This window comes from Arcobacter peruensis (assembly GCF_003711085.1).
Lineage (GTDB): Bacteria > Campylobacterota > Campylobacteria > Campylobacterales > Arcobacteraceae > Poseidonibacter > Poseidonibacter parvus.
This window is the reverse complement of record NZ_CP032363.1, coordinates 366,167-391,623: the sequence shown is the minus strand read 5'-3', so window position 1 is coordinate 391,623 and position 25,457 is coordinate 366,167. Positions and strand designations below refer to the sequence as shown.

Below are 25,457 nucleotides of genomic sequence, written 5' to 3'. Positions count from 1 at the left end.
TTTCCTTATTTAATGTTCATTTTCTTTTGTAAGATTTTAATCTCATCTTTATTTGAAAGTCTAATATTGATAGAAAAATCAATATCTGGGTCTTGTAGTCCATCAAGTGGTGGAATTAGAAAACTTTCCATCGTTACCTTTCCTCCACACTGTACATCTGCAGGTGAACCTGGATAACCATAAAGGTTTTTAAATATTTCCATCTCTTTACTATTTTTACTCTCTTTCCTGAAAAGTGTTGCCATATCATTGACTTTACCCAAAATTTGTTTTGCTATTTCAGGTATTTTGTCCTTGTATTGTTTATTATTACTGTAGTTACCATATTTTCTCAAACTACCCCATGTAAAAGATAACTCTTTGTCTGATGATGGCAGATTTACATAGATTTTGGAATCGTCCTCGAACCACCAACCTTCATCTTCAGATTTTAATATATCTTGTCCACCCATATTTTTTATGAGTTTGTCTTCTTTTTCTATCTCATACTGACAACTATCCATATTAAGTTCGTATTTTTCTCTATGTATTTTACGTGTCGATTTTGCATCTACATGATACTGCACGATCTTTGCATTATCTTCATCTATATAGATATAATACGTATCTTTATCTTCCTGATGACTTTTTAAATCTTTATTTATTCCACGGTAGTTTTCAATAACTTTTGCTGTTGTACTTGTTTTTTGAGAAGTTGTAACTGTATAATAAGGTTCTCTACACATCTGCTTTGCTAATGATCTCGATGCCTCTTCTATCAAACGCCAATAATTCGTACCAACATGTAATCCTGAAGCCTTTGCCTGAGCTACTACATTACCCTGACGGTCTTCAATCCTCAGATTTACTGTCAATCTACCCTGCTTTAAAACTGAGTTTCCTTTTACCAAATGGGTTGCTGCTATATGATTAGATATTACCCGGTTAGAAGGATCAATATAATCGCTATTAGAGAGTTCAATCTCCTCATTTATTGCTTCCATCACCCTAGGGTCTTCTGTTGCCGTTACTATATATGAACAACGTGACTGAAACAAAGTAGTAACAACCATATCCGTTAGGGCTCTATCTGGATAGCGCATACCTACAACAGTAAAGTCAGCAGGATTGTAACCAATTGCTACTTGTTCACTTGAAGAAGCTTCCAGAATATTTACACTGCATATAAGTAACAATCCTAATATCAATTTTTGTATGTATGCAAATATATTATTCATCATCAACTCCTTTATCATATTTTTCAAAGAGACCCTTTAGCATCTCTTCAGCAGTTTTTGTATCTTTTGAATTTTCTTCACTTTGTGAAGCACCTCCACCAAATAAACCTCCAAGAGATTTCAATGCATCATCAGCCGTAACTTTTGATTTTTCAACAGGAATAAACTTACTCAAATCAAATACAGCTTTTGAAAACTCTACTAAATCCACTTTATCATTTCTTGTTGTTGTCATGGTTAGCATGGCATTTTCAAGTCTAATATCCATTGCATCATGTTTGGACTTTTTTAGATACGCAGCCTGATAACGCTTTCCTTGAATCTTTCCTTTTTTGTAGTTCTGTATCTCCATATCATTGATTCTATATTTTGCAACCATTCCTTTTTCATCTTCAACATTAATTGAAAGATTGATATGAATATAGAAATCACCTTTTTGATAAATAGCATTTTCAATTTTCGTCTTCATCATATTCATACAAGTAGCATTTGAAAGCTGTTTCCAACCATTTGCTTCTGGTTTTAACATTTCTAAGAGTTGTTGGGCTTCTCCATGAGATCCAACTAATGGACAAAGAGGTGGTTTCTTTACAGAAACTTCTGTTTTTTTGTCTACGTTCATAGAAGCAGGTAAAGCATATACTGAGTCAGAAATGTCTGCATCATCAAACTTCAACAATTCCATACCCTCAAAAGCTATGGTTACATACCCTTTCTCAATGTTCATAAGTGAAGAGAGTCCATCTTCATCTGCACTTCCTTGAGTAAATTTCGTCATAATATTCATATACTTATGTACTGCATCTACTACTTTTTCATCGTCTGTAACAACCAAGTCTAACTGTTCTTTTTTACCCTCTTCCTCATACTCAACCGTCCAAACCTGACCATTGATGCCTGCAACAGTTTTATTTTCACCTTTTTTTACTATTTTAAAATCAGGTACGTGTGACTCCTCTTCTTCAACTTCTCCTGGCATACCACCATATTTAGCAGACATCTGTTTCATCTGTTCCATCATGACATCCATATCCATATATTTGGTTTTACTACCTTGTTTCATCACCATATAACGTTTATCACCAAGTAATAACTGAGACGTTTGTTCCCCTTCACCACCTGTTGTAATCATCACATGTTGTGCATCTTTATACTGGACAAGCTGATTCATGTTGTCATCCATTTTATACTCTAAGGTAAAGTCTGCGTATAACATCGAAGTTAGTAACATTGTCGCTAATAATATTTTTGCTTTCATAGTTTCTCCTCTAGGTATTAGTTTATAATTCAACAACAAACTCAAACATCTCTTTTATCTCCATCTCATGGCTTATCAAAAATATCTGTCTATACTGTTCTTTTATAGTATGAAAAGCTTCTAGTATTTCTAAACGTCTTGCTTCATCTTGACTTCCAAAAACTTCATCAAAAGCTAGGAACCCTACAGAACTTGTACCACTTAGTTCGCCTAGTGTTTTTGATATGGCGATTCTAAGAACCAAGTTTGCAAGGTCTACTTCACCACCAGAAAATCTATCGATTGGATACTTTTTACCTTCATCATAGATAAAGAAGTCAAAGTCATTTGATACTTCTATATGTTGGTATTTTCCTTTTGTGATTATGGCATACATTTCTGAAGCTATTGTAGATATTCTAGGAGCTATTTTAGAGTTTAGTTTTGTTTTGAACTCTCCTAGACTTACTTTGATTTTTTCGTAGTCAGTCAAGTCATCTTTTTTTGTTTGTACTTTGCTTAGTTGTTTTGTATTATCATCTAAGCTTTGTTGGATTGTTTGGATTTGTCCGTTTATTGTGGCTATTTGTACTTTTAGATTATTTAGAATAGTTGATTGTTCTTCTTTTTGTTTTTTAACCTCATCAAAGTTTTTCTCTTTCTCTTTGTGTTTTACCTCATCATAGTTGATTTGTTTATACTCTAACTCTAAAGCTTCATATTTTTTACTTAAATCATCTATAGTTATAGTCACACTATTTAGTTCATCTTGAACTTTATCTAAACGTAAAAGCATAGTTTCTAATCCTAGAACATACTCGTACTTTGACTTTAACTCTTTTTGTTTTTCTAGTGCGTTATTATGAGCTGTTTCATCATAGATAAAAGTACTTATCTTTTCTAGTTCACTTTTGTTTTTAAGTCCATGAGCTTTTACTTTTTCAAAGTGTTCTTCTTCTTTTACTAGGTCACGTTTTTTACTCTCTATTAGATTTACACTCTTTGAGGTAGTAAAGTACTCATGATTTGTACTCTCATAACTTTTTTGTAGTTCTTCTTTTTGTTTCTTTAAAGTTTCAAGTTCTTCTTTATGTTTTTGTATCTTTTCGTTTTTCGTTTGTTTTACTATATCTTCTAGACTTTCAAGTACATTATCATACTCATCTAGTAATGGTCTTGTACATGTAGGACAGTTTGATTCACGTCCTAGGTCTTTTATCTTTTTTATTTTTGTATTTACATCTGCTATTAGTTTATCTTCACCTGCTATAGTTTTTTCTATACTCTTTTCTTCTTGTAGTTTTTGCTCTAGCTTTTGTTTATACTCTACTATATACTTTTCTAGTTCTTTTTCTTTTTCTATTAGTGTTTTATGCTCTTTTGTTTGCTCTTTTAACTCAACAATAGATTCTTTTGATTTAGTATATTGTTCTCTTAAACTTATCTGCTCTGTTATTAAGCCTTCTTTTCTTATATGGTGTTCTTTTAACTTCTCTTGTTCTTTTATACTATCATGCACTTTTACATACTCTTGTTTAATGCTTTCTAAGCCTTTTAGTTCATTTTGTTTTAGCTTTAAAGTATTTACATCATCACTTAGTTTTGCTTGATTTCTTATATGTGAGTTTATACTAGTTTTTAATATCTCACATTGTGAAGCATGATTTAGTTTTTGCTCTTTTGTTTTTAAGAAAATTGCTAGTTCTTTTTGTATATCTACTTCTAATAGTTTAGATTGATTTATTTCTTTTGTTTTTATATCTACTTGATTTTGTAATTGTGTTGTTTGTTCTTTATACTCTAGTATATGCGATTTCTTAACTTCTACATCTTCACTTGAAAGTAAAACCTCATCAAAAGCCTTTATTTCTCGATTTAGTTGTCTGCTTTTCTCAATTAGCTCTTTTTCTATGAAATCTATCTTTTCAAGTCCTAGAAGTTTTCTAATCATCTTCTTTCTATCTTCTGGCTTTTGATTACTTAAAGAGGTTAACTCTTTTTGTGAAGCAAACAGTGTATGTAAAAATGCATCCTTACTCATACGTGTTAGTTTTACAATTGAAGTTGTTACTTCTTTTGCTCCTGTAGTTATAAGTTCATTGTTTTTATAAAACTTTGCATTTGCACTAAGAGCCTTTCCTCTAAACTCTCTACTTACTTTATACTCAACACTGTCAAACTCAAACTCTAGTTCTACAATTACAGCTTCTTTAGAACTAGCATTTGCATTTCGTATTACTTCTTTATAGCCTTTGTTTTTAAGCTCACCATATAGTGCAAATAGTATTGCTTCAAATATAGTAGACTTTCCACTACCATTTTTTCCTATTATTCCTACAAGACCTTCTTTAAACTCTATTGAGTAAGAAGTATATCTTTTGAAATTTTCTAGAGTTAGTTTAGTTAGTATCATTAGTACTTTCCTCATATAAAGAAAACAACTCTTGCACTTTGTTTTTTAATCTATCGTATTCTTCTTTTTTACTATCATCATGTATATGCTCTAAGAAATACTCTTCTAAACTTAAAGCTTCTATATCTTCTACTTTAGAATCACTAGAGCTGTTTTTAAACTCTCTTTTTATATTTACACTCATAGCATCTGGAAATAGTTCTTTTATACTAGAGTTTTGTATGTCTATTGATTGAAGTGAGCTTAGGTTTGTAAGTTTCACATCTACAATAGCATTTAGAGTATCACTAGCATCAATATTTTGTATTGACTGCTCATAATCACTACAATCAATCTCTTTTACTCTTATAGGTCTTATATTAATTTGTTTATACTCTACATGTAAGGTATTTAATAAATCATCTTCAATATCAAGAACTACAAAACCTTTTTCATTTCTTTTATCGTTTAAACTAGTTCGCTCTAAGCTACCACTATAAAAAACATTTTCGTATTTTTCTTTTGTACCTTTTATACTTACTGCTCCAAAACCATGCCAGTGACCAAGTGCAACATAATTCATCTTTTCAAAGATGTATTCTTTATCAATTGGATATACCCACTCTCCATACTCATTCATAAGATACCAAGCACCAACAGTACAATGCATCATCATAATATTTTTTTTACGAGTATCAATACTGCTTTCACATATTTCTATTTGATCTAGTGCAATACTATCGTCATTCATATGTGGTAGTGTATGAAACACTACATCATCAAACTCTATTTTTTTATATTCTTGTGAGTATGAAGCATATACATTTTTAAAGTTTTCAAATATCTTCAAAATTGGTGAGCTTAGATTTGTTCTTGGCGTTGAGTGATTACCTGCTATTAGTATAAAAGGTATATCTAAGTTATCTATTATTTTAAACTGTTCAAGTGCAAAAGTAATAGCTCTATTACTTGGAGAACTTCTATGAAATAAATCACCTGTGTGAATTATGAAATCAGGTTTAATTTTTATGATTTGATTTACTACTTGAGTAAAGGCATCATAAAAGTCTGCTTCTCTTTGGTTTATATTATTTTCATCTAGAATATCAAGGTCGTTATATCCTAAGTGAGTATCACTAAAATGAAGAATTTTCAAGTTTTTCCTTTTCCAGCTTTTCTCTTTCTATTTTTTCTCTTTTTCTTTGCTTCTTATCATTTATCTTTTCTAAAAGTGCTGAGGTAAAAATACTTCCAGGAATTGCATAAAAAGCAATACCTAAAAAGCTTACAAAAGTTGTAAGTATTCTTCCCATAAGTGTAATAGGATACATATCTCCATATCCAACAGTTGTAAAAGTAATAACTGTCCACCACATAGTCGTACCCATACTTATAAAAACTTCAGGCTGTGCATCTTTTTCAAAATAATAAACTAAAGGTGTAATAGTAATAAGTAATACGATAAGAGTAATAGCTATAAAAATAAATTCTTCTTTTTTTTCTTTTACTATTGATACAACTAAACCATCGAACTCAGCAAATTTTGTCAATCTAAATAGTTTAAAGATACGAAGAATACGTAAAGCTCTTAAGAAACCAAAGTCAAGATTGAATAAAGATAGATAAAAAGGAAGAATTGCTATTAAATCAATTAGCATCATAGGTCTAGTCATATATTTAAATCTATTTATTCTTGCATTAAAACCAAGAGCATAAACTCTTGCAAGATATTCAAGAGTAAAAAGCATTACATTTGTAAAGTTTATTATTGAAAAAATATCATAATACTCTAATAAGGATTTTTCAGTTTGTAAAAACATGACAATAATACTTATAAAAATATTTGTAAATATCAAAATTTGAATTAGCATTCCATACTTATGCTTGCGGGGATATTCAAATATCGTGTGTAGTTGTTTTTTTAGATTCATATATTCTCTTTTATTGTAATTATTAATTATATAATAATCTTATAAAAACAAATATATATTATACAAAACTATAAAAACATTTAATAATATAAAAGCTTTTTTATTAAATATTGAGCTAAAAGATAAAAGTACAAAAATAATAAACAACTCAAATGTAATTCCAACCTCAAAGGTATAAAACTCATATGATAAAAAAGAGAGTAAATATTTATCAAAAATATGTGCAAAACTAAATATATGAGCAAAAAGTTCAAGTGGATAAAAAAAAGTAAAAACAATAGTCATAAAAGGAGAGTACAGTTGTTCATAGGTAGTAGTTTCAAAAAAGTAGTGAACAATTGGGTTCATCGCAAAATATATCCAAAAATTAAAAAATAAAAGCTGCAAGACTTTACTTTTCAAATCTTTAAAATACTTAATAAATAAAAATATATAAAATACTCCAAACATAGAAAACCATAAAGATAAAGAAAATATAAATTTTGGGAAAATTGATATTATTATTAAAAAAGCAAAAAATAAATTTGTAAAAGTGATTAGTTTTATCTTCGAGCGAAGTAAGTATATTCCTAAATATAACATTACAAAAGCCCTAAGAAGTGAAGCTACAACATTTGTAAGAAGCAAGTATGAAAATAAAAAAACAAGTGCTATTAAAAGTAAATCATATCTTTTATTTCTGTATGGGAAATATCTTGTATGAAAAAAGCTATAAGGAAAATAAAAAATCCAATAAATAAGAAATGACAAAACAGCCAAGTGAAAACCAGATAAAGCAACCAAATGACTAATACCATAATTTGTAAAAACTTCTCTTGTTTGCGTAGATAAAGGAATTGCTAAAAACAGTGCTTCAAATACTTCACTAATTTGAGTATTTTGATGATTAGCTCTTATTTTTTCTATTATTTTGTCTTTGAAACTTATTGTTTTTGTAAGTTTATCAAAATATATTGTATTAGTATAAAAGCCTTTTAAGTATTTAATAAAATCGATTTTTTCTGTAATAATTGCAATATTTAGTAAATCAAATTTTTTAACATTATGACTTTTAGGAAAAGATGTGAAAAAATCAAAATTCTTAGATTTTAATTTTAATACATCATACTTTTCTTTTTTATAAATATTTATAACTTCAACTCTTGTTTCATAAACCTCCTCATAAACCAACTCTTGATACTTAGTATATTCAATGGAAAGACTTATACAAAAAATCATAAATAACAATACTACAAATTTCAAGTTTAAGGACTCAAGCTGTTTTTTATTTAAAATAATCATATAAATTATTATAGTGAGTTTTATATATGTTATACTAATTTGATAACTTTATTATTTATAAAAGGAGCCATAATGAGCGAGAAATTAGTCTTAGGTCCTTTATTATCAGTAGAAGATGATAATAAATATATTGTCTGTTTTTTAAGTAAAACTAATCTTGATTATTCTGTTATATTTAATAACACAATAGTAAAAGCTACAAAATTTGCAAATTTAAATAGTGGATATTTTTATAGAGCAGAATATAATATAAAACAATCAAAAAATTCTAGAATAATCAAATATCAAATACAAAATGAAAAAGGTATTCTAGAAGATTTTAATAAGCGTGATTTTTGGGAGTTTTATATTCCAGCAAAAGATGAAAAACCAAAGTTTGCTTATGGGTCTTGTAATGGTTTTTCAAGTCCTGACCTTCTTGCAAAAATTGATGTTCCATATAAATTATGGGAAAAACTAGAAATTGCTCATAAACAAGAGCCCTTTTCTGTTCTTATAATGGGTGGTGATCAAGTTTATGCAGATGAATTATGGTCAAAAGTTTTAGAACTTGAAAAATGGTCAAAACTTAAGATGAGTGAGAAAGTAAAAAGAAACGCTTCTAAAACTATGATTAGGCAGTTAAATGATTTTTATGAAAAACTCTATATAAAAAAATGGAGTGATAAATCAATGTCCTTAGCACTTGCATCTATTCCAACAGTTATGATGTGGGATGACCATGACATATTTGATGGTTGGGGTTCTTATCCTGAAGAACTACAAACGTGCAATGTATACAATAATATTTTTAATGTTGCAAAAAAGTATTTTGAAATATTCCAAATTAGAACAATTAAAAATCATACCCTACTTTCTAAAAAAAGAGACCATTTTTCTTTTGCACTAAAATTTAGAAACTATCATATTTTAGGACTTGATAATAGAGCTCAAAGAAGTATATATTCTGTAATGGGAAATGAGCAATGGAAAGATATAAACAATTATCTTGATGAAAATGCTTTGAATGATAACTTACTGGTATTATCAGCTGTTCCTGTTGTTTATAGAGATTTTTCTTGTACTGAAGATTTAGTTGATTTTACATCATGGCAAGAAGAGTTAACAGATGATTTAAAAGATCACTGGAGAGCAAAAGAGCATCAAGGTGAGAGAATGCGACTTATTATGCGTTTATTTATGAATATACAAAAAAGAAAATCAAATAAAAAAAATACAAGAACAGTGATTTTATCAGGTGATGTTCATGTAGGTTCTTTGGGAGTTATTAATGATCATGAAAATAAAGATAAAATTCATCAAGTAGTATCTTCAGGTATTGTACACACACCTCCTTCATATATTGAATGGTTAGGAATTTGTGCTGTTACAAATGATAGAAATGAGTTTTTAAATGAAGATAAAACCATTGAGACTTCAATGCTAACACCAATTGGTTCAGCTAAGTATCTAAGAGTTAGAAATTTTGTAACATTAAATGAAGGAACAGATGAAAAGTTATGGATAAATTGGGTTTGTGATAATAAAGACAAACCTTGTTATGCCTTAAATTAAATAAAATATTTGTTTTTATTAAAATATAAAGTTATAATTTAAAAAAGATAGTATAAGGATTAACATGAAATCTAAAATAGAAAATATACTTAAAAAAAGTATCATAAAATTGAATAATTTAAATAAGAGTGATATTTATTATATAACTGGCGTTGTAAGTGTTTTAACAGCTTTTATAGGTACTTTTGCATTTGTATTTGGAAATATTATATTGTTGTCTTTATCACCATTAATACTATTAACATCTTATCATTGTAATTTTTTAATGGAAAATAAAATTTAAAGTTAAAAGAAAAAAGCCTAAGCTTTTTTCTTCCAAATTGACATTTGAGAAACTGAATGTTGATACTTTCTATTTGTTTCTTTAATTACAAAAGGAACATCAATAGTTTCTTGTAATTCAAAATCTTGAAGTTCAGTTTTTAAAGTTTCTAGCGTTGAAACTTCTTTATTGTCTTTAATATATCCACCTAACCAGTTCTCTTTTGGTGTATACTCTTCAAGCCATGTATATGGGCTTAATAAAACTAATAAACCATTATCATTTACTCTTGAAGGAATATCATCAATAAACTTTTGTGGATAATATAATCTATCTATTAAGTTTGAACAAAAAATCAAATCATATCCAGTATAAATATCTTTTAAATTACAGGCATCACCTTGCATGAAAGATACTTTATTTTGAGTTTCTTCTAAACCAAAATCTTTTAATGATACAGTTTTTTCAGTTGAAATATCACCTTCATTTTTTACTCTAAAAGTTAATGAATCATACTTCATAAGTTTAACACCTACGTTTATAAAGTTTGCAGAAAAATCAATTCCTGTTACTTCATCAAAAGTTTTTGCTAATTCAAAAGTACTTCGCCCTACTGAACAACCTAAGTCTAAGGCTTTATTTGTTTTATTTTTTTCTAAATAAGGTTTTAATAATTCAACTGAGTTTACACAGAAGTTTTTAACTCCAAAGTTTTCCTCACCATAATGGAACTCACAATATTGAGCTATTGAGTCATCTGTTTCATAAACATTGTCATTTAATTTTGTTCTATATTCATTATCTGATTTCACGTATCTAAATCCTGCATGTTGGAAGAAATGCTTTCTAAAAGCATATCTAGCTTCTCTTAAGATCTCATTTCCTAAAGAAATAAAAGATCCACCTTTCATAAGTGCGTGTCTATCATCGAATGTTGGAGTTGTAAAGTCATCATATATTGGATGTACTTTAAAATCATCAAATGGATAAGTAGGAGTTAAACTCCACTGCCATACATTTCCTCTAACATCGTAGAATTCATCAAACTTATACTTATCAACTGGACTTTGATTAAATTGTTTTAATCCAATATTTGCGTCTTTTTGTCCTGCATTAACATAATCATATAATCTATAATATTCATCTTCACTTGGAAGTCTTACTTCATATCCTAATTTTGCACTTTTAAATTTACAAAAAGCTTCTGCTTCATAAACATTTATATCAACTGGATAATTTAAAGGTAAAGCAATTATTCTATTTATTTCTCTTAAGAAATATTTTCCATCAACCTTACTCCAAAAAACAGGATGCTTAGCTTGTGTAAAGTCTAACCATTCTTTTCCTTCTTTTGTAAACATTTCAGGTTTACTGTATCCACCATCTTTTACAAACTCTAAAAACTCTCCATTTGATACTAAATACTTAGAAGCTTTAAAATCTTTTATATATGCTTTATGGAATGAAAACTCATTATCCCACCCGTAGTAAATAGGGTTTTCTCTATTTTTTTCTATTACAACCTCACCTGCTTTTACATCAAGTAATTCATTTTGAGGGAAAGTTTGACTCTCTTCATTTACATATTCAAAAATTTCATTTTCTATTAATCTTTTATTATCAAGTTCTCGAAGTAAAACAGATGATGTTTCTATATGAATATTTTCATGTTCAATTCCCATTAAAATAATCCACATAGGACTTTCCCAGTTAATTGGCATTGTAAAAGGAATTGTATCAATTAAGTCTAAAACCATCTCTTTTACTTGCTGTCTATACTTTTTTGTTTCTTCAATAGTTGGCCAAGCATAATGTTTTGATTCTAAATCATCCCATGACATTTCATCAACGCCAATTGCAAAAATTGATTCAAAATCTTTGTTTACTCTATTTTTTAAAATATTTGCTAATGTTAATTTATTTACAAAAAATGTTGCAGTATGTCCAAAATAAAAAATTAGGGGATGTCTTAAACTATTTGGTTGTTTATATATACATTTTTCATCTTTTAATAAATCAAATAGTTTTTCGTCTAGTGCGTATGTTTGAAGAAAATATTCTTTAATTTCTTCTCTTTTTTCCTCGATTGTTCCTGTAGTTAAATTTATGGTATTTTTTATGTAATCCATTCTTTTCCTTATTAGAAATTGTAAATATTATATTATGTTTAAATTATATTAAAATTAATTATCTAGATAATCTAATCTTGCTATTTTATCGACTTTTATAAACTCTTTGTACAAACTATTTAGTTGTTTAGTCTCATTCTCATCCAAAAATGACAAATGATTTTTTAATCTAATTGATATAGCACTTGTATCTTCTTGTAAAAAACATTTCGCAATATAGTTTTCAATTAAAAGCATTCCTAGTCTTTTTATAGAATTTGTTTTATCTAAAATAAAAATTGCTTCATTTGTAATAGTAACAACTTCTTTGTATAACTTTTCATCTTCATTACTATTTAACATTTTTGATAAAATATTTAAAGCTTGATTATGTAAAACTATTGGCATTTCATCTCTGTCACCAACTGATTGCTTTAAAAATACTCCAAGTTTACCAATACTAATAGACTTATCAATAATATCAAAGTTTTGTGTACTAGATGTTAAATATTTAAATCTATAAGAAATTGCCATATTTACAAAAGTTGCTCCATATTCAAAAGCACCTAAAGTTGGTATTGCTAAACATTTTTTAAAATTTTCTATTGATAAATCATAATCTTCATTCCACTCTGCATAATTTGCTTTTATATTGTAGTAATGCCATAACCAAAGAGGTTCATTATCATCATTATGTGAAAAAATCAACTCTTTTAAATTTTCAAGTGCTTTTAAACCCTCTTCTTTTAATTCATCTTTTCTTTGACTTACAACTATCCAGGCTTTTCTTTGAAAGTATCTAATTTCAGTATCACTTGGTTTACTATTTTTTCCTAAATTTAACTTTAAAGGTAAACTATCATAAGCTTTTTCAAATTGTCCCATTCTTTCATGTAATGAGCAAATTGTAACTGAGTATTTATTTGGATTAATTTCATATAAATACTTACATATTAAAACAGCTTGCTGGTAATATCCATTTCTTTCAAATAAGAAAACTAGTTTATTTAGAGCCTCAATTGAAAGTTTTCTATAAAAAGAACTATTTGTTTTTTCAAAAGACTCCAAAGATGAAGAATCAAACATCTCTCCTGCAATATTAAACCAATAATCTTCTATCAATTCATATTGTTGCTTTTTATCAATTGTTTCAATAAATTTTTCTAGTATTGATATTGTTCTTTTTTCATCTAAAACAATATCTTTTACATAATAATATAAAATTAATAGTGAAATAGGATTATCAAAATATGAAATACAATCTTCAATATGATTTCTTAAGTAATATGATAATCTTTTTTCTTCATCTTCTAAATCTTTAAAGTTTGATTGTTTTGTAAAGTAAATTTGCTGTGATTTTTCTTGAGAAATAAAATTAAAATCATCAAAACTTCTATTTATAAAATTTTGAAAGCCTGATATTAATTGTTCTTTTGAACCTTTTTGGTCTTCAAAAAAGTTTCTACCACAGTATTCAAATAACTCTAATGAAATAAAAACACTTTTATTCTGAGTATTTAAAAGCTTTGTTGAACTAAGCTGCATTAATGAGAATAACTTTTGTTCTTTACTTGAAAGAATAAAACTTATATCACCTTTATTTATTTGTTTTTTTGTTTTAATTACTTCAATATTTAAAACATCAAAGGCTTCAAGCTTTTTTTCAATACTTTTTATTTGGTCATTTCTAATAAATAAATTTATTGTATAAAATCTATTTATTAAGGTTTTAAGTAAAAGTCTATTTATCCAATGTTCTTCATCTTCTAAATCAAAGTTGTATAAATTTATAATAGTTTTTTTATCATAAATTGAAAAACCTAATTTTAATCTTTTTAATTTTCTAATGTCCTTATTAAACCATGAAGATAAATTGTTTTTAAACTCATTTCCTTCTGCATCTAAAAGTGAAGGCATCATCATTAAACCAAAAAAGAAAATCAATACGAAACTTAAAGAAACTGTATCATTTATCTGCCAATCAAAAGGCAAGCTGAAAATCACTTTTTTTAATAAATCCTCATAAATAGAGGCAGAAATCAAAGCAAACATGATTACAAGTACTGAAATTATTGAAATAAATGCAGTTGAAAATCTTTTTTTAAAAAAATAAAGAAAAGAGTTTCCTCGAAGTTCATTTAAATCATTTTCAAATGTTTCTAAAGAATCACCTTCACAAAAAGTAATATGTATTTCATTTTGTTCTTTTGAAATGATTTTGTCGCTTTTTGATTTTCTTTTTGTTTCACAAAGTTTTGAAGTATAAATATTACAACTATTTTGACTTGACAGAATCAACTCCTTGCTTTGCAAACTTATTTTGAACAGGATCACTAAAAGTATATGTTCCTTGTTTTACTTCAAAAGGATAATTTTCTAAACAACTTGAATATTTTGTTTTAAACTCTTCATTATATGAAGGAAAAGCATTTGTTAAAATATCAATATATTTAGCAGGAATAAAACAATTTTCATCACCTTTTTTTGCTATTTTATCTTCTTTTGTAGTCATAAAAGCGATTATATCTTCATCCAATTCTATATTGGCATTTGAAGCTTTTATTGTAATACAAGTATAATTTTTTTCTCTAAGTTTTAATAACTCTAACTCTTCATCTGTAATTTTGATAATGACACCATTTGTAGAAGTATTTGAGTTTTTTTGTAAATTTAAAAAAACACCATTTACATCTAGTCCATCAAATTGAATATTTTCAATCGAATTCCAAACTTTTTCAAAACCATTTATATTTACAGGAAGTAAATCTTCTTGTTTTAAAACTCTTTTAAAAGATTTCTGAGCACTTAATAAATTGATTAAAGAACCATATCCAAAAAGATACATAACTAAACTAACTTCTCTTTTGAAATCACAATTCCATCAGGATCAACATATACATAGTCACCCTCTTTAATATCTACACCATCAATATTTAAAGGTTCATTTATTTTTCCTTCTTGAACAGGAATATATTTTTTAGGACAAGTTCCAATAGCTAACAGTCCAACTTCAAACTCTTTAGTTGTAACAGTATCTCTTACATATCCGTTTACAATAATTCCTTCATAGTTATTATCACTTGCAAATTTCATTAAATTGTCACCAACAACTGCGTAATATTTTTTATCAACATCTACAACTACAACTTTGCCTTTTCCATCTTTATCTTTTAAAAGTACTGCTAAATCTTTATTATTTTTGTCTAATTTAACTGTAATTGCTGTACCTCTAAACTTTACACTTCCTCCATATGATTTAAAATCAGGCCCTAAAACTTCTGTTTTATCACTAAAATCATCACATAAATCTGCTGTAAAAAATCCCATATTAATCCTTGTTATTATAATCTTTAAAATAAGTTATAATTATCTCATTTTACTATTAATCTATTCTTATTCATTCACTATAATTACACAAAAAGGTTATAATATATTTTATAAAAGGAAATTTCGATGAAACTTATTTACAAAACTATTTTATTCTTACTTTTTTTAGTACTCATTACTGGATGTGGAACAAAAAGACTAACCGTAAAATCACTTCACCCTTCAAAAATACCAAATGAAAAAATACATTCAATATATATAGAAGATTTTGTAAATGACAATTTATATCAAAGTTTAAAAATTCAAAATAAATTAGCAAACAAAAATATAAATGGAAAGAACGTTTTTAAAGTATTAAATAATTACAATAAAACTGATGCAAGAGTAGAAGGTATAGTTGATTCAAGTTTAAATTATTATACTTATTATGAAGAAGAAATCGATTATAGAAGATGTAGATCATATAGATATGAAGGAAAGAAAGGTAAAAAAGGAAAAAGAAAGTGTATGGAGTATCATGTTCGCTTAATTCCTTGCGAAAATAGAGTTTATAATGTTCAAACAAATATTAAAGTTTTAAAAGACTCTACAAGTGAAATACTTTTTGCAAAAACTTATAATAGATCAAGAAGTATAAGAGAATGTTTTAGACACCACTATTATGCTTATCATACAATTCCTAGAAATAAAAGAGAGATAAATACAAAACTTGCAGACTTAATTGCAAGTGATTTTTTAGATGATATTTCTCCTCATTATGTGTACTTTGATATAAATATGATTGAAGAGTTAAATGAAAAAAATCTAACTTTTACAGATAATCAAAATAAAAGATTTGAGAAAGTTACTGAATTAATGGAAAATAGAAATTTAGAATTATCTTTAAGTGAACTAGAAAAACTTAATCAAGAATTTAATTACAAAAGTTATGAAGTTCTTTATAATATGGGATTAATTTATGAAGCAAATGCAAACTTATTTCAAGCAAATAAACTTTATAAAGAAGCAAAATTACTTGTAAATGATTTAGATAATTTAAGCCTGATTAACGCTGCAGTATTAAGAACAAAGCAAAACTTAGAAGAAAAAATAAAAGCAAAATCTCAACTGCCGTAACAATACTATTAAGACTTATTTGATAGAATCACAACTTAAAATAAAAAGGTTGTGAAAATTTAATGACTATATATGATTTAAAACCAAAATTTCAAGATTTACTTCGTCCTATTGTAAGGAAATGTGCTAGTAAAGGCTACACTGCAAATCAAGTGACTCTATTTGCACTTTTCTTATCTTTTATCAGTGGGCTAATTATTTTACTAGCTAGTTTTAATATTAAACTTCTTCTTTTAATACCTATTATTATGTTTATTAGAATGGCACTAAATGCAATTGATGGAATGATTGCAAAAGAGCATGATATGAAAACAAAAAAAGGTGCAATCTTAAATGAATTAAGTGATGTCCTTTCTGATGTTTTTTTATATTTACCTTTTATATTGTTTCTTGATATTTATCTTGTTGTAATAGTTGTTATTCTTTCTATTATCTCTGAGTTTACTGGGGTACTTTTTCAAGCAGTTTACAATGACAGAAGATATGATGGACCAATGGGAAAAAGTGATAGAGCCTTTCTTTTTGGTTTAATTTCACTTCTATTAGTATTTAATGTAAATATTGTTTTTTTAAATATACTTCTAGCAATTAGTATTATACTTCTAGTAATTACAATTTATAACAGATTAAAAGGATGTTTATAATGAATATTTTAAACTCTCAAATTCTTACTACTTTTTCAATAATTCTTGCAATTTTAGCTTTTGCATATTTTTTTATAAAACACCTACAAAAAAAGCAGAATAAACCTTTTACTGAACTTTATAATAGAACAATATCATGGATATATATGATTGGCTTTTTTATTGTTGGTGTTTATATAAATAATACCTTAGCAATCATATTTTTTGCAATGTTAAGTTTCCTAGCTTTAAAAGAATATTTTACATTAATTCCAACAAGACATACAGATAGAAGGATCATGTTTTATGGATATATAGTAATTGCATTTCAATACTATTTTGCATATATTCAATGGTATGAAATGTTTATTATCTGTATTCCTGTTTATTTATATCTTCTTTTACCATTTAGACAAATGTTAATAGGTCAAACTGATGGCTTCATAAATAATACTAGTAAAGTACAATGGGGAGTGATGCTATTTGTATTTTGTATAAGTCATATGGCTTTTCTATTCTTCTTACCAAATATTGAAGTAGTTAGTGGTGCTATGATGGTTTTATATTTAGTATTTTTAACTCAATTTAATGATATTTTACAATATGTTTTTGGTAAAAGATTTGGTAAAAATAAAATCATTCCAAAAGTAAGTCCAAATAAAACTGTTGAAGGTTTTAGTGGAGCTGTTATTACTACAACAATTTTAGCAGTTATATTTTCATACCTAACACCTTTTACAGTTATTGAAGCAATAGGTGCAGGTCTAATTATAAGTATTGGTGGTTTTATTGGTGATGTTGTAGTTTCTATGATAAAAAGAGATGTTGGTGTTAAAGATGCTGGGAATTTAATAGCTGGTCATGGTGGAATTATTGATAGAATTGATAGCTTAACATATACTACGCCTTTATTTTTTCATTATGTTTATTATTTATATTATTAAGGTTTAGAGATGTTTAAAAAACTATTTTTTGCTATTTTTGCAAAGCCTTTTATGTTTATAATTACAGGTCTTAGTATTAAAAATATAGAAAATCTACCAAAAGATGAACCATATGTTATTATTGCAAATCATAATAGCCATCTAGATATTTTAGCCATTATGACAATGTATTCAAATAAAGATATCGTAAATGTATCTCCCGTAGCTGCTAGTGATTATTTTTTTAAAAACAAATATATCAAATGGATTTCAACACAATTAATTGGAATTCTTCCTATTAATAGAAAAGTAAATAGAAAAGATGGACAGCATCCATTAGATGGTGTTTATAAAGCTATAGAAGAGAACAAAATACTTATTATATTTCCAGAAGGAAGTCGTGGGGAAGCATCTGTTATGCAAAAGTTTAAAAATGGAATCGGACATATAGCAAAAAAATATCCAGATTTAAAAATTGTACCAATGGTATTAGAAAACACAGGAAAAGCATTACCTAAAAATGAAGCGCTTTTTATTCCTTTAATAATCAAATTAGAAATAAAAGAAGCAATTTGCTTTAATCAAGTAAATTCAAATGTAAATGACTTTGTATCATTATTAGAAGAAAATTTCAAAAACTAAAGGCAAGAAATGGAAGAAAACATAAATACTTTTAAAAGTTTTGATAAACAAAAACTTTTTTTTCGTAAATGGGAAAATATAAATACTTGGAATAAAAAAGTACTAATTGTGCTGCATAGAGGGCATGAGCACTCAAAAAGATTAGAAGAATTTGCTAAAACAAAAGCATTTGAAAATTATAAAATATATTCTTATGATAATAGAGGTCATGGAAAAACAAAAGTTGATGCAACATATGAATTTATGAATTTAGTTCGTGATTTAAACTCTTTTGTAAACTTTGTTTGTAAAGAAGAAAAGATTAAACAAGAAGATATTTTTGTAATTGCAAACTCTGTTGCAGGTGTTGTTGCATCTACTTGGATACATGATTATGCACCTAAAATTGCAGGAGTTGCTTTAGTTGCTCCTGCTTTTGAAATAAAATTATATTTTCCCTTTGCCAAAGAATTTTTAGATTTAGCAATAAAAATAAAACCAGATTTAAACATCAAATCTTATGTAAAATCAAAGTTTTTAACACATGATAAAAATGAGCAAAAGATATATGATGAAGATAAACTTATAACTCCAAATATTCCAGCAAAACAACTAACAACACTACTTGATACTGCAAAAAGAGTGGTTAAGGATGCGACTTTAATTTCAACACCAACTTTAGTATTAAGTGCTTCAAAAGATTATGTTGTAAACAGTAGTATTCAAGGAGACTTTTATGCAAAACTTTCTTCAAAGATTAAAAAGTTTGTGAAACTAGATGGCTTCTTTCATGGTGTTTTATATGAAGACAAAAAAGATTTAGCAATAGAAGAAATAGTGGATTTTATTGAACTTTGTTTTAAATCAGAAAAAGAAAACTATTTAAATGAAAAAATAAAGATTACTCAAGATGAAATCGATAAGATAGTTTACGGAAGTCAATCTTTATGTGAGAAAACTTCATATTTTACACAAAGATTCATGCTTAATAATCTAGGTTTCATGAGTGATGGAATGAAAAAAGGCTTAAAATATGGATTTGATTCAGGAGTAACTCTTGATTATATTTATGCAAATAAACCAAGTGGAAAAACGAAACTTGGTGAAATGATTGATAAAAACTATTTAAATAGTATTGGTTGGAAAGGGATTAGACAAAGAAAAGTAAATATGATTTCTACTTTAGAAGAAAAAATTGAAGCTTTAAATAAAGAAAATAAAAAAGTAAAAATTTTGGATATCGCTGGAGGACCTGCTAGATATTTAATAGAAATATGTAAAAAATACCCTAACATTCAAGTTTTGGTACAAGATTATCAAGAACAAAATATTAATGAAGGGAAACAATTAGTTAAAGAGTTTGGAATTGGAAATATTGCTTATAAACAAGCTGATGCTTTTGATAAAAATACATATTCAAAGGACATATTTGAACCAAATATTGTAGTAGTTTCTGGGGTATTTGAGCTATTTCCTTCAAATGATTTGATTAAAAATGCAATTGAGGGTATAACAGCAGTTATTGAAGATAAGGGATATTTAGTTTATACAGGACAACCTTGGCATCCTCAATTAGCACAAATTGCAAACGTTTTAGGAAATCATAGAGATAAGCAATGGATTATGAGAAGAAGAAGTCAGTATGAATTAGACTTGTTATTTAATGAATATAATTTTGAAAAAGAAAATATGAATATAGATGACTGGGGAATTTTTACAGTTTCTTCTGCAAAGTTTAAAAAAGCTAATGACTAAAATATATAATCCATCCCTAGAAGCAAATGCAACTTTAAAAGAAAGAAGTGTTTGGCTTTTGTATCTTGGTGCTTTATTTTTTATTTTATACGGAAGTGCAAATCAGTATGCTTTTTTAACGTCTCCTCATGAATCCTTTTTTATGCAATGGGAAGAAAATATTCCATTTATTGAAATATTTATAATTCCTTATATGTCATCTGATATATTATTTGCAATTGCACTACTACTGACTCAAACTAGGTTTGAGCTTAGAGTTTTAGCGCTTAGGATATTTATTACAATGACTTTTTCTGTTTTTGTATTTGTTCTTTATCCTTTACAATTTTCTTTTGTAAAACCTGAAACTTCAAACTTTCTTTTTTCAATGCTAGAGCTTGATTTAGCTTATAATCAAATGCCCTCTTTACATATTAGTTTAGCTATTGTACTTTGGTTTTCAATGAAAGAACATATTTCAAATATTTTTATAAAATCATTTTTAGCCTTTTGGTTTATACTTATCTGCTTATCTACTTTGTTTGTTTATCAACATCATTTTATTGATATTCCAACAGGTGCGGTTGTTGGCTTTACCGTGGTTTATCTTATATCTTCGAAGAAAAAAACATATTTAACTTCGAGATTTATGACTCCTAGAAGTTTAAAAATGTCTTTGTACTATTTAATAGGTGTTCTTATATCAATAATTTTATATTTTAACTTTAATTCATTTATTTTTATATATTTATTTTTAACAGCTTTAAGTATAAGTTTTATCTATGCTTTTGGTTTTAATTTATTATTGACAAATGAAAAATCAAAACCAAATATATTTCAAAAAATACTATTTGCACCATATTTTATTGCTTCTTATTTTTCTTGGAATTATTATAAAAATAAAATAGATTTTAAATCACAATTAAATGACAATATTTATTTTGGAAGACAAGCTACAAAAGAAGAGTATAAAGAACTTGAAGCACTAGGGATTAAAACCATTATAAACCTTGCAAATGATCAACAATTTCATAAAACAAATATTAAAGAAATACGATATCCATTGTTGGATATGACAATGCAAGATCCAGTGATTTTACATCAAATAATAAAAACAATAGAAAAACATTCAAATGAAAAAATATATATACACTGTACTCTAGGAATGTCAAGAAGTATTTTGGCTATATCATCCTATTTACTTTACAAAAAAAAATCAATAAATGAAGTAAATGAAATTATGAATAAACTAAGACCAATTTATGTTAAATCAAAATATATGAGTATAAATCTTGAGTTATATGAAAAATTTATTTCCAAGAATAACTAATTATCGTAACTATTTGTTAACGTTTATTTGATAATCTTAAATCAAAAATTTAAGGTAAAAGAATGCAAAATAAAAAAGTTATAATAAGCTCACTAATAGTATTAATATTAGTATTTTTAAGTGGTGCATATATTTTTAAAACAAATAAATCAGAACAATTAGCATCAAATGCAAAACAAAACTCCTCAGCCCTTGTACGAGAGAGTTCATTTATTTTAGGTGAAAAAAATGCAAAAGTAGAACTTGTTGAGTTTTTTGACCCAGCTTGTGAAACTTGTGCACAAATGCATCCACATGTAAAAGATATTATGAAAAGAAACAAAGGAAACATAAAACTTGTTTTAAGATATGCACCTTTTCATAAAGGCTCAGTTGATGTTGTAATGATGCTAGAAGCTACAAAAAAGCAAGGGAAATTTTTAGAAACATTAGAACTATTATTTGCAACTCAAAAGTTTTGGACAGTTCATCATGAAGTTGATTTAAATAAAACTTGGGGAATATTAAGCACTTCAAAACTTCTTGATATGACTAAATTAGCAGAAGATATGAAAAATCCTAAAATTATTGAAATAGTAAAACAAGATATAGAAGATGGAAAAGTTTTAAAAGCAAACAAAACTCCAGCTTATTATGTAAATGGCAAACCTTTAGAAGTTTTTGGTTTACAAAACTTAATTGATTTAATAAATTCTGAATTATAAATCATTTGAAGTAGATTTAGATAATCTACTTCAAGCTCTTCTTGTACTATTTTTGTACATCTAATTAAATCCTAACCACAATTTAGATATTATATTTGCCTTAAATAAACTAATAAAAAAAGAATTAGGTACAAATATATGAAAGTAGTTACAGGAGTTGTTGGCAATGATATTCATGTTGTTGCAAACAGACTTATTGATATATCATTACAAGCACGTGGATTTGAAGTATTTAACTTAGGTGTTAATACTTATTTAGAAGAATTTCTTGATGCAGTTGTTGAAACAAATGCTGATATTTTATTAATATCATCATTAAATGGCGAAGCTGAAGGATGGTGTAGAGAAGTTAAAATCTTAAAGTCAAAATATGGAAATCTTTTAGATAATGTAGTATTTATGATTGGTGGAAACTTAACAGTAGGAACAGGAAGTAATGATGAAATTGTTGCTAAGTTTAAAGATTACGGTTTTGATTTAGTATTTCATCAAATTGATTTAAATACAGGACTTGATTCACTAGAAACATACTTGAAGGAGAGAAAATAATGAGTTTACTTCAAGAAGAAAGAGATATTATTATCCAAAATAAATATGCAGATGATTTTGATTTTGCTGAGATTGAAGAGTTTGTAAAAAATGCTTCAAAAGATTTATTTATATCTCATAGATTTAAAAATGCAAATAAAATGCTTGTTCAACCTCGTGGTGGTTTTCCAACTTATCAAAAGCAATATGACTTATATGAGTTTTTTGTAAATGCAGATGTTGATATTTTACCCTTAACTATTGATTCTAATACAAGATTAAATGACTATGCAACATCTGCTAAGATGTTAAAACTTTCTGAAGAAAATGAAGTTGATATGTTAAATGGATATCCATTAGTAAATCATGGTTATAAAACTACAAGAAAAATGATTACACATTTTAATAAGCCTGTAAGTCTAAGACACGGAACTCCAGATGCAAGACTTTTAATAGAAACTGCAATTGCATCAGGAATATTTGAAATTGAAGGTGGACCAATTACTTACCTTTTACCATATTCAAAAAACTTTCCATTAGATAAGGCTTTTTTATATTGGAAATACGTTGAACGAGTATGTGCAAATTATTCAAAATTAAATGAACCAATTAATAGAGAATCATTTGGACCATTAACTGCAACACTAGTGCCTCCTTGTGTAACTATTGTAATTCAATTACTTGAAATGCTTTTATCACTTGAAGAAGGTGTAAAGTCATTCTCAGTATCTTTCTCGCAAACTGGTTCTATGAATCAAGATATAGTTACTGGTGCAGTTATACGAAAAATGGCAAAATATTATGCAGAAGAAATTGGCTGTGGTGATGCATCTGTTCATTTAGTATATCATCAATGGATGGGAGCCTTCCCTACTGATAAAAACTTTGCAGAATGTTTAATTAATACTTCAACTGTAATTGCATCAATGGTTGGTGCTGATAAGATTATTACAAAAACAAGAGAAGAAGCATCAGGAATTCCAACAAAAGAAGCAAATGCTAAAACAGTTGCAAATACTCAATATACTCTAAGAATGTTAAATGGACTTCCAAATGTAGTTGATAAAGAAGAAGAAGAGATTTTAACAGAAGAAGTAATGAGCATAATGGAAGCAGTATTCAATGACCCTGCTGATACATTATGGAGAAAAGTCTTTAACTCTATTAAAAATGGAACTATTGATGTTCCTTTCTCTCCACATATTATTAATCATAATGAAGTTGTAACAGTAAGAGATAAAAACAAAAATATCAGAATTATAAAAAAAGGTAATTTACCAATTAGTGATAGATGTTTTGAATATGAAAAGAAACACTGTGATTTAAATAAAGATGCCTCGTCAATTGTAAATGATATTATTCATGATATAGGAATTATGCAATGGTAGAAAATAAACTTTTAATAGACATAGGAAGTACTTACTTCAAAGTTGCAACAAATGATAAAGTTGAGCAACATTTTAGAGATTTTAATAAAAATATTTATGATGATTTAGTATCAAAATGTGGAAGTAAGATTGAAGGTTTTGCAAAAGATGAAGTATATATTTGTTCATCTGCAAATGGTGGTTTATCAACTTTAGTAATTGGTGTTACAAACTCTTTTTCATTGAAATTTGCAAAAAATATTGCTTATAATTCTGGAATTAATATTATAGATACTGTTTTATACCAAGATATTAAAAAAGCCTCAGTTCCAAGTGATTTAATCGATGTTGTAATAATTGTTGGTGGAATAAATAGCGTTGATGGTTTATTTGATGAAGATTTATTTAATTACTTAGAAAATGTAAATTACTCAAATGTCGTATTTGCAGGTTCATCTAAAGATGCAAATTACTTAAGTTCAAAAATTGAGAACCTAATTATTATTGAAAATATAATCAATAATAAACTGCATGTTGTAGAAGAGCCTTTAAAAGAATATTTAACTAATCTTTATCAAGCTGATATCATGGGTAAGGAAGATATTAAACACCTTTATGATTTAACATCAAATCAAATTTATTCAACTCCTTATATTGTAAATAAGACATTACCAATGATTGATTCAAAATTTGCAGCAGTTAATCCATTTATTTTAATTGATATTGGTGGAGCTACAACAGATATTCATTATTCAAAAGATTTATCTGATGATAATATCGTTACAGAAAATGAATATGATAGATTAGTATTTAAAAAACTAGGTGTTTTTAAATCACGTGAGTCTTTAATCTTTGCAGCACAAAACAATGAATTTGTATATGAATTACTTGCACATTTAAAAGTTACAGAAAATATCTTTAATGAAAATAATGAAAAAAGCCTTAGAATCTTAATGCAACTTGCTATTTTCTTAGTAATGTATAAAGTATCAGAAGTTCATCCTTTATATATTAAATTAAAACTAGAATTGTTAAAATCTGTTGTTTTAACAGGTGGAATTACTAAAGTTTTAAGTTTTGAAGAAGTTGAGGATATTATTGCATTTTTCTATAAAAAAATATTAAATAGTGAAGTTCATCCTTCAATTGTTTTAGATTCAAATTATGATATTTGGACTCTTGGAATTACTCAAAAGTAAAGG

General features: G+C 27.0%; 22 protein-coding genes. 12 read left to right on the top strand and 10 right to left on the bottom strand.

Annotated features, from left to right (window positions below; genetic code table 11):
* Nucleotides 1-5: 5 nt before the first annotated feature.
* The 6 genes from D3Z07_RS01940 to D3Z07_RS01915 all read right to left on the bottom strand — a co-directional run bounded on the left by D3Z07_RS01940 (nt 6) and on the right by D3Z07_RS01915 (nt 7,995).
* Nucleotides 6-1,217 carry a hypothetical protein gene (locus tag D3Z07_RS01940; RefSeq protein ID WP_122892927.1) on the bottom strand — a complete coding sequence of 404 codons (1,212 nt, stop codon included), beginning with the start codon at nt 1,215-1,217 and terminating at the stop codon, nt 6-8.
* Nucleotides 1,210-2,235, bottom strand: coding sequence for a hypothetical protein (locus D3Z07_RS01935; protein ID WP_164707181.1), 1,026 nt, complete (start codon nt 2,233-2,235; stop codon nt 1,210-1,212). Before D3Z07_RS01935 ends, D3Z07_RS01940 begins: the two co-directional genes overlap by 8 nt.
* 262 nt (nt 2,236-2,497) lie before the next feature.
* Nucleotides 2,498-4,867 (bottom strand): AAA family ATPase, encoded by a 2,370-nt coding sequence (locus D3Z07_RS01930; protein ID WP_122892925.1) that lies wholly within the window; start codon nt 4,865-4,867, stop codon nt 2,498-2,500.
* The gene (locus tag D3Z07_RS01925) at nt 4,854-6,002 is read right to left on the bottom strand and encodes a metallophosphoesterase family protein (RefSeq protein WP_122892924.1); all 1,149 of its coding nucleotides are present in this window, start codon (nt 6,000-6,002) and stop codon (nt 4,854-4,856) included. Before D3Z07_RS01925 ends, D3Z07_RS01930 begins: the two co-directional genes overlap by 14 nt.
* The gene (locus D3Z07_RS01920) at nt 5,983-6,777 is read right to left on the bottom strand and encodes an ion transporter (protein ID WP_122892923.1); all 795 of its coding nucleotides are present in this window, start codon (nt 6,775-6,777) and stop codon (nt 5,983-5,985) included. Before D3Z07_RS01920 ends, D3Z07_RS01925 begins: the two co-directional genes overlap by 20 nt.
* Nucleotides 6,778-6,816: 39 nt before the next feature.
* Nucleotides 6,817-7,995, bottom strand: coding sequence for a ComEC/Rec2 family competence protein (locus D3Z07_RS01915; protein ID WP_228200566.1), 1,179 nt, complete (start codon nt 7,993-7,995; stop codon nt 6,817-6,819).
* A 135-nt stretch (nt 7,996-8,130) separates the two neighbouring features.
* On the opposite strand from D3Z07_RS01915, the gene D3Z07_RS01910 reads away from it, so the two are divergent.
* Together D3Z07_RS01910 and D3Z07_RS01905 are read left to right on the top strand one after the other, a co-directional pair.
* Complete coding sequence (locus D3Z07_RS01910; protein WP_076086988.1) at nt 8,131-9,612, top strand: alkaline phosphatase D family protein; 1,482 nt, start codon at nt 8,131-8,133, stop codon at nt 9,610-9,612.
* A gap of 64 nt (nt 9,613-9,676) precedes the next feature.
* A complete protein-coding gene (locus D3Z07_RS01905) occupies nt 9,677-9,895 on the top strand; it encodes a hypothetical protein (RefSeq protein WP_076086990.1) in 219 nt (72 codons plus the stop codon).
* Between the two features lie 17 nt (nt 9,896-9,912).
* Here the strand turns inward: D3Z07_RS01905 and ovoA are convergent, their stop codons facing one another.
* The 4 genes from ovoA to rraA are packed head-to-tail and all read right to left on the bottom strand — an operon-like array spanning nt 9,913 to nt 15,309.
* A complete protein-coding gene (gene ovoA / locus D3Z07_RS01900) occupies nt 9,913-12,003 on the bottom strand; it encodes a 5-histidylcysteine sulfoxide synthase (protein WP_122892921.1) in 2,091 nt (696 codons plus the stop codon).
* Between the two features lie 54 nt (nt 12,004-12,057).
* Complete coding sequence (locus tag D3Z07_RS01895) at nt 12,058-14,280, bottom strand: tetratricopeptide repeat protein (protein WP_206423292.1); 2,223 nt, start codon at nt 14,278-14,280, stop codon at nt 12,058-12,060.
* Entirely contained in the window at nt 14,258-14,827 is a 570-nt protein-coding gene (locus D3Z07_RS01890; RefSeq protein ID WP_076086994.1) for a gamma-glutamylcyclotransferase, read from the bottom strand. The genes D3Z07_RS01895 and D3Z07_RS01890 overlap by 23 nt, the downstream gene beginning before the upstream one ends.
* 2 nt (nt 14,828-14,829) lie before the next feature.
* Entirely contained in the window at nt 14,830-15,309 is a 480-nt protein-coding gene (gene rraA, locus D3Z07_RS01885) for a ribonuclease E activity regulator RraA (protein WP_076086996.1), read from the bottom strand.
* A gap of 126 nt (nt 15,310-15,435) precedes the next feature.
* Between rraA and D3Z07_RS01880 the strand changes: the two genes are divergently transcribed.
* The 10 genes from D3Z07_RS01880 (at nt 15,436) to D3Z07_RS01835 (ending at nt 25,454) form a co-directional block, all read left to right on the top strand.
* A complete protein-coding gene (locus D3Z07_RS01880) occupies nt 15,436-16,425 on the top strand; it encodes a hypothetical protein (RefSeq protein ID WP_122892920.1) in 990 nt (329 codons plus the stop codon).
* Between the two features lie 62 nt (nt 16,426-16,487).
* Nucleotides 16,488-17,069, top strand: coding sequence for a CDP-alcohol phosphatidyltransferase family protein (locus D3Z07_RS01875; RefSeq protein ID WP_122892919.1), 582 nt, complete (start codon nt 16,488-16,490; stop codon nt 17,067-17,069).
* Nucleotides 17,069-17,992 carry a phosphatidate cytidylyltransferase gene (locus D3Z07_RS01870; RefSeq protein WP_228144653.1) on the top strand — a complete coding sequence of 308 codons (924 nt, stop codon included), beginning with the start codon at nt 17,069-17,071 and terminating at the stop codon, nt 17,990-17,992. Before D3Z07_RS01875 ends, D3Z07_RS01870 begins: the two co-directional genes overlap by 1 nt.
* Before the next feature lie 9 nt (nt 17,993-18,001).
* Nucleotides 18,002-18,613 (top strand): lysophospholipid acyltransferase family protein, encoded by a 612-nt coding sequence (locus tag D3Z07_RS01865; protein ID WP_122892918.1) that lies wholly within the window; start codon nt 18,002-18,004, stop codon nt 18,611-18,613.
* A gap of 9 nt (nt 18,614-18,622) precedes the next feature.
* Nucleotides 18,623-20,347: a bifunctional alpha/beta hydrolase/class I SAM-dependent methyltransferase gene (locus tag D3Z07_RS01860; protein ID WP_122892917.1), complete on the top strand. Its 1,725-nt coding sequence runs from the start codon at nt 18,623-18,625 to the stop codon at nt 20,345-20,347.
* Nucleotides 20,340-21,656: a dual specificity protein phosphatase family protein gene (locus D3Z07_RS01855; protein ID WP_076087014.1), complete on the top strand. Its 1,317-nt coding sequence runs from the start codon at nt 20,340-20,342 to the stop codon at nt 21,654-21,656. The genes D3Z07_RS01860 and D3Z07_RS01855 overlap by 8 nt, the downstream gene beginning before the upstream one ends.
* A gap of 62 nt (nt 21,657-21,718) precedes the next feature.
* Nucleotides 21,719-22,360 (top strand): DsbA family protein, encoded by a 642-nt coding sequence (locus D3Z07_RS01850; protein ID WP_076087016.1) that lies wholly within the window; start codon nt 21,719-21,721, stop codon nt 22,358-22,360.
* A 138-nt stretch (nt 22,361-22,498) separates the two neighbouring features.
* Complete coding sequence (glmS, locus tag D3Z07_RS01845) at nt 22,499-22,909, top strand: methylaspartate mutase subunit S (protein ID WP_076087018.1); 411 nt, start codon at nt 22,499-22,501, stop codon at nt 22,907-22,909.
* Nucleotides 22,909-24,276, top strand: coding sequence for a methylaspartate mutase (locus D3Z07_RS01840; RefSeq protein ID WP_076087020.1), 1,368 nt, complete (start codon nt 22,909-22,911; stop codon nt 24,274-24,276). The genes glmS and D3Z07_RS01840 overlap by 1 nt, the downstream gene beginning before the upstream one ends.
* A complete protein-coding gene (locus D3Z07_RS01835) occupies nt 24,270-25,454 on the top strand; it encodes a glutamate mutase L (RefSeq protein WP_076087022.1) in 1,185 nt (394 codons plus the stop codon). The genes D3Z07_RS01840 and D3Z07_RS01835 overlap by 7 nt, the downstream gene beginning before the upstream one ends.
* Nucleotides 25,455-25,457: the final 3 nt, after the last annotated feature.